At 64.9% G+C, this 5334-nt stretch carries 6 protein-coding genes; 5 read left to right on the plus strand and 1 reads right to left on the minus strand.

What is annotated here, in order from left to right; genetic code table 11:
- Positions 1 to 739, minus strand: a 739-nt coding sequence (locus PHP59_RS11135) for a cation-transporting P-type ATPase (protein ID WP_300166959.1), incomplete at its 3' end; no start/stop codon positions are given.
- 185 nt (positions 740 to 924) lie between these two features.
- Here PHP59_RS11135 and PHP59_RS11140 point away from each other — a divergent pair.
- The 5 genes from PHP59_RS11140 to argB all read left to right on the plus strand — a co-directional run.
- The gene (locus tag PHP59_RS11140) at positions 925 to 1827 is read left to right on the plus strand and encodes an ADP-ribosylglycohydrolase family protein (protein WP_300166962.1); all 903 of its coding nucleotides are present in this window, start codon (positions 925 to 927) and stop codon (positions 1825 to 1827) included.
- 92 nt (positions 1828 to 1919) lie between these two features.
- Complete coding sequence (gene argC, locus PHP59_RS11145; RefSeq protein WP_300166965.1) at positions 1920 to 2906, plus strand: N-acetyl-gamma-glutamyl-phosphate reductase; 987 nt, start codon at positions 1920 to 1922, stop codon at positions 2904 to 2906.
- A 14-nt stretch (positions 2907 to 2920) separates the two neighbouring features.
- Complete coding sequence (locus PHP59_RS11150; RefSeq protein WP_300166968.1) at positions 2921 to 3406, plus strand: CBS domain-containing protein; 486 nt, start codon at positions 2921 to 2923, stop codon at positions 3404 to 3406.
- 5 nt (positions 3407 to 3411) lie between these two features.
- Positions 3412 to 4563 carry a bifunctional glutamate N-acetyltransferase/amino-acid acetyltransferase ArgJ gene (gene argJ / locus PHP59_RS11155; protein ID WP_300166970.1) on the plus strand — a complete coding sequence of 384 codons (1152 nt, stop codon included), beginning with the start codon at positions 3412 to 3414 and terminating at the stop codon, positions 4561 to 4563.
- Positions 4560 to 5334, plus strand: a 775-nt coding sequence (gene argB / locus PHP59_RS11160; protein ID WP_300166972.1) for an acetylglutamate kinase, incomplete at its 3' end; no start/stop codon positions are given. The genes argJ and argB, both read left to right, overlap by 4 nt.

Genomic DNA, 5334 nt, shown 5'->3' on the forward strand with positions numbered 1-5334 from the left:
ACTGCTCCATCCTGATGAGGAGGGGGGGTTTCGTCATCTCCATCGCGGAGAGAGTCGTTGCGATCTTCCCGACCTCGGTCTGCCTGCCTGTGGCGACGACGACCCCGCTCCCCCGCCCGGATACGACCGTGGACCCGGCATAGGCCATGTTCGCCCGCCCCATCAGGGGGGTGTCAGGGAGCAGGGGATCCGCGACCTTGCCGGCGGGCACAGACTCGCCGGTGAGCAGGGACTCGTCGACAGAGAGGACGTTCTCCCTGAGGACCCTGAGGTCGGCGGGGACGCGGCTGCCCGGTTCGAGGAGGACGACGTCTCCGGGCACGAGGTCCTCGGCAGGGACGCCGCTCTCTGTTCCCTCCCGCCGCACCCGGGCCGTGATCCTGAGGAGGACCCGGAGGGCCGCCGCACTCTGTTCGGCCTTCCACTCCTGGACCACGCCGAGGGCGGCGTTGATCAGGATGACGGCAAAGATGAAGAGTGCATCAGTATGGTCGCCGATCAGGAAGGAGACTGTCCCTGCGATGATGAGAATGAAGATGAGGGGGCTTTTGAACTGGCGAAGGAAGACGGTGAGAAAGGAGGGGGGTGCCCTTTCAGGGAGGGCGTTTTTCCCGTGCTGGGCGAGGCGGCGGGCCGCTTCCCCGCGGGAGAGACCTTCCGGTGACGACCCTGCTTTCAGGAGAGCCTCAGGCTCTGACAGGGCATGCCAGAGAGGGCCACTGTCCGGGATATCGGCCATGCGCGATCAGGCCACCGCTCCGGTATCGACCGGGCGGTATATTCCTCTTGCGGGGGGCACGAACATGGCCGCAGTTAGAAATATGCAGAAATTTTCATAAAAAATGAAAAAAGTTTCAGAAACCAGTCTTCTGCCTGAACAAAGACGAAGGGCTTATCGTATCCTCTTCACCAATAACGAATTTGATGCTCGATCGATTCAGGGGCTGCATGCTCGGGGCGGCCGTCGGGGACGCCCTCGGCATGCCTGGCGAGAGTTCGCCGATGAACCTCTCGCACCTGTACAGGGGGTACAGAAAGGCGTGGCGGTGGCACCCGAATGCCCGCCTTGAGCCGGGCCAGTACACCGACGACACCCAGATCATGCTCCTCGTCGCCTCCCTCCTTGCCTCGGGAGAGTACTCTGAGGAGAGGTACGCCCGCGACCTCGCCCGCCTCTGCTCGGAGAGCAACCTCCGCTTCCCTGACGGGTCGGTGATGGCCGCCTGCGAGCACCTGGTCACGCAGGGGCCGGGAACGACAGGCGTCAACTCGGACACGGCCGGGTGCATCCCCCTTGCCGTCCCCTTCGCCCTGCGGTACGGCGACCAGGTCGAGCGTTCAGGCCGCCTCGCGAAGGCCTGTTCCGTCACCCACACCCACCCTGCCGCCCTGGCGGGTGCGGTCACCGTCGCCTGCCTCCTCTCCGCCACCGTGTACGGCGCCCGCGACCCTGTCTCCCTCGCCCTGAAGACGGCAGCGGCCGAGGACACCGAACTCGGCATCCGCATCAGACGGGCAGTCGCCCTCCAGGAGGAGGGGATCAGCCTTGAAGCGGCATTGCCCGCCATCGGCAACGACGTTTCGATCTACCAGACCGTCCCGATCGCATTCTTCCTGATGGGCCGGTACGACGCCCCGGAAAACCTCCTCTATGTCGCCGCCAATGTCGGCGGCAACACCGACACCATCGCCTTCATCTGCGGGGCGTACGCGGGGGCGAGGTACGGGGCCGCCGCACTGCCCGCCGACCTCCTTGCCGGCCTGGAGAACAGAGATCTGATCGACGGGCTTGCGAGAGCGCTCTTCGACGCCACGGCACACACATGATCCGTCCGTAACGGTGTTTCCTCCCCATCCCCGGAGGGGCGCGGCCCGACAATTCCAAACCATTAAGTTTTTTCTCCGGTATAATCTCCTGTATGGATGTCGCTATCGTTGGGGCGTCAGGCTACGCCGGCGGAGAACTGATCCGCCTTCTCCAGAGCCATTCTTCTGCCCGGGTGACGGTCGCCACCTCGAGGGCGCTGGAAGGACGGCCGGTCGCGGACCAGCACCCGCACCTGCGGGGCTACACCGACCTCGCCTTCACCAACCCGAAGGCCGGGGATATTGATGCCGATTTTGTCTTTCTTGCCGTGCCGCACACCGCGGCGATGAACTTCGCGGGACCACTCGTTGAGCGCGGGATCAGGACAGTCGACCTCTCGGCAGACTACAGGCTGCCACAGGACGTCTACGAGAAGGTCTACGGGGTCACCCACACCGCCTATTTCAAGGCGCCGTACGGTATCCCGGAACTCCACCGGGACGAGGTGAAAGGGGCGAAGTTCGTCTCGAACCCGGGCTGCTTCCCGACGGGTGCGACCCTTGCGGCGGCGCCCCTGGCGAAATACGCAAAATACGTCATCTACGACTCGAAGACCGGGGTCTCGGGCGCCGGCGACAACCCCTCGGCGACGACCCACTACCCGAACGTGGCCGACGGCGTGAACGCGTACAAGTGGACGAGCCACCGCCACCTTGCCGAGATGAAGCAGGAACTGTCCAGACTCGGTTCGCCGGCCCACTGTTTCTTCACCCCGCACCTGGTGCCGGTGAACAGGGGGATCCTGACGACGGCGCATATCATCCTGGACGAACCGATGGCCCAGGACGAGGTGGAGGCCCTGTACAGGAACTTCTACGCGGGCGAACACTTCGTCCGCCTCCAGAAGCCGACCCTGCCGGCCGTGCGCGGCAGCAACTTCTGCGACATCGGGATGGAGAGCGAGGGCGAACGCGTCGTCGTCGTCTCAGCGATCGACAACCTGGTCAAGGGCGCGGCCGGCCAGGCGATCCAGAACATGAACATCATGTGCGGCTACGCCGAGGACGACGGCCTGAAGGCTCCGGCGTGCCTGCCCTGAAGGAGGAAAAAACCATGAAAGTGCGCGAGATCATGACACCCGACCCGGTGACGATCCAGGTCGGAGACACGGTCAGGCATGCGGCCTCCCTCCTGCGGAGGCACGACATCAGCGGCCTGCCTGTGCTGGACGGGAACGAACTGGTCGGGATGGTCACCGAGGCCGACATCCTCTCCCTCCTCAAAACCGGCGGCGTCTCCGAAGACCTCTGGCTCCCGTCGCCCTTCGAGTTCATCGAAGTGCCGATCAGGGAGATGATAAACATGGAAAAGACGAAGGCTGCCCTCTCCGACGTCGGGAAGACGCCGGTCCGCCAGGTGATGTCGATGCCCGTGATCGCCATCGCTCCTGAGGACGACATCGAGAAGGCGGCGGCCGTGATGCTGAAGGAAGGCGTTTCTCGCCTGCCTGTCGTGGAGAAGAAGAGGCTGGTCGGGATTGTCGCACGCCGCGACATCGTGCAGGGGCTTGGCGCCTCATACGAGATCAAGGAGGAATAAGAAGCATGAAGAGTATCTGTGCGGTCCAGGGCGTGGAGGCCTGGGGGATCAAGGAGGGAAAGTACGGGCTTGCGGTGATCCGGGCGAGCGGCACCGCGGCGGCGACTTTCACCTCCAACCGGGTGTGTGCGGCCCCGGTCCAGTTGATGCGGGAGAGGGTCGCGGCCGGGAAACTCGACGCGATCGTCGTCAATTCAGGATGTGCGAATGCGTACACCGGGAAGAGGGGGTATGAGGGCGCCGTGAAGATGGCCGGGACCGCGGCCGCGGTCCTCGGCCTTCCTGAAGAACGGGTCGGTGTGGCGAGTACCGGTGTGATCGGGCGCTATCTCGATCTCGAACGGATAGATAGACAGTGCCGGGAGGTCGCCCCGCACCTCGTCTCGTCGGCAGAGGCCGAGACGGCGGCGGCGCGGGCGATCATGACGACCGACCTGGTCGAGAAGCACGCCCTTGTCCGGGGCGACGGCTTTACCGTCGCCGGCATCTGCAAGGGGAGCGGGATGATCGCCCCGAACATGGGGACGATGCTCGCCTTCATCTACACGGACGCGGCGGTCGGGGCGGCAGAGTTGCAGGAGTCAATCCGCTCCGCGGTGCGCCGGAGTTTCAACCGCGTCGTCGTGGACGGGGACGAGAGCACGAACGACTGCGCCTTCGTGACCGCAACGGGCCTTGCCGGCCCTGTGGAGCGGAAGGCCTTCGACGCGGCCCTGGAGGCCTGCTGCATCTCCCTTGCAAAGCAGATCGCAGCGGATGGCGAAGGGGCGACGAAGATGCTCGAAGTGCGGGTCACCGGCGCCCCTGACGAGGCGGCGGCCGAACAGGTGGCGCGGACAGTCGTCGCTTCCCCCCTCGTCAAGACCGCGGTCTACGGCGAGGACCCGAATTGGGGCCGCGTCGTCGCTGCGGCCGGCAGGGCGGGCGTCGTCTTCGACCCTGACACCATCTCCCTCACCATCGGCGAGGGTGCGGAGGAGACGCCCCTCGTCAAGGACGGGGTGATCGTCTCCGACCTGGTCAGGGCGAAGGCGGCGATGCACGGGAAGAAGGTCGTCTTCTCCCTGGACCTTGCCGCGGGCGCGGGTGCGGCCGCCGCATGGGGCTGCGACCTCACCGAGAAATACGTCGAGATCAACGGGAAGTACACCACATGAGGCGCGAAGAGGTCCTGATGGAGGCGCTGCCCTATATCCAGCACTTCCACGGCAAGACGATCGTGATCAAACTCGGCGGCCATGCGATGGTCGATCAGGAGATGCTCGAAAACGCGATCAGGGACGTCGTCCTCCTCCACTATGTGGGGATGCGGGTCGTCGTCGTCCATGGCGGCGGCCCGGAGATCACCGAGAAGATGAAGGCCCTCGGCAAGGAGCCGCAGTTCGTCGGCGGCCTGCGGATCACCGACGCCGAGACCCTGGAGATCGCCCAGATGGTGCTGGTCGGCAAGATCAACGACGGCATCGTCTCGATCCTGGCCAGGTGCGGCGCACAGGGGGTCGGGATCTCAGGGAACGACGGCAGCATCATCATCGCGAAGAAGATCGCCAACCAGAAGGTGAAGGTGGGCGAGGAGGAGCAGGAGGTCGACCTCGGCTACGTGGGCGAGATCGAGAAGATCAACCCTGAACTGATCACCACCCTGCTCGCGAACGGCTATATCACGGTCATCGCCCCGATCGCGATCGACAGGGCGGGCCGGAGCCTCAACATCAACGCGGACACGGCGGCCGGCGAGATCGCCATCGCTCTCAACGCCTTCAAGCTCATCAACCTCACCGACGTCGACGGCGTGATGGACAGGGAGAGGACGCAGGTCTACCGCCATCTCAGGGCGATCGAGACAGAGGACCTGATGGCAGACGGCACGATCGCGGGCGGTATGATCCCGAAGATCGACTCCTGTGTCAGGGCGGTGAAAGGGGGCG

The sequence above is a fragment of the Methanofollis sp. genome (assembly GCF_028702905.1).
In the GTDB taxonomy this organism is placed as follows: Archaea; Halobacteriota; Methanomicrobia; order Methanomicrobiales; family Methanofollaceae; genus Methanofollis.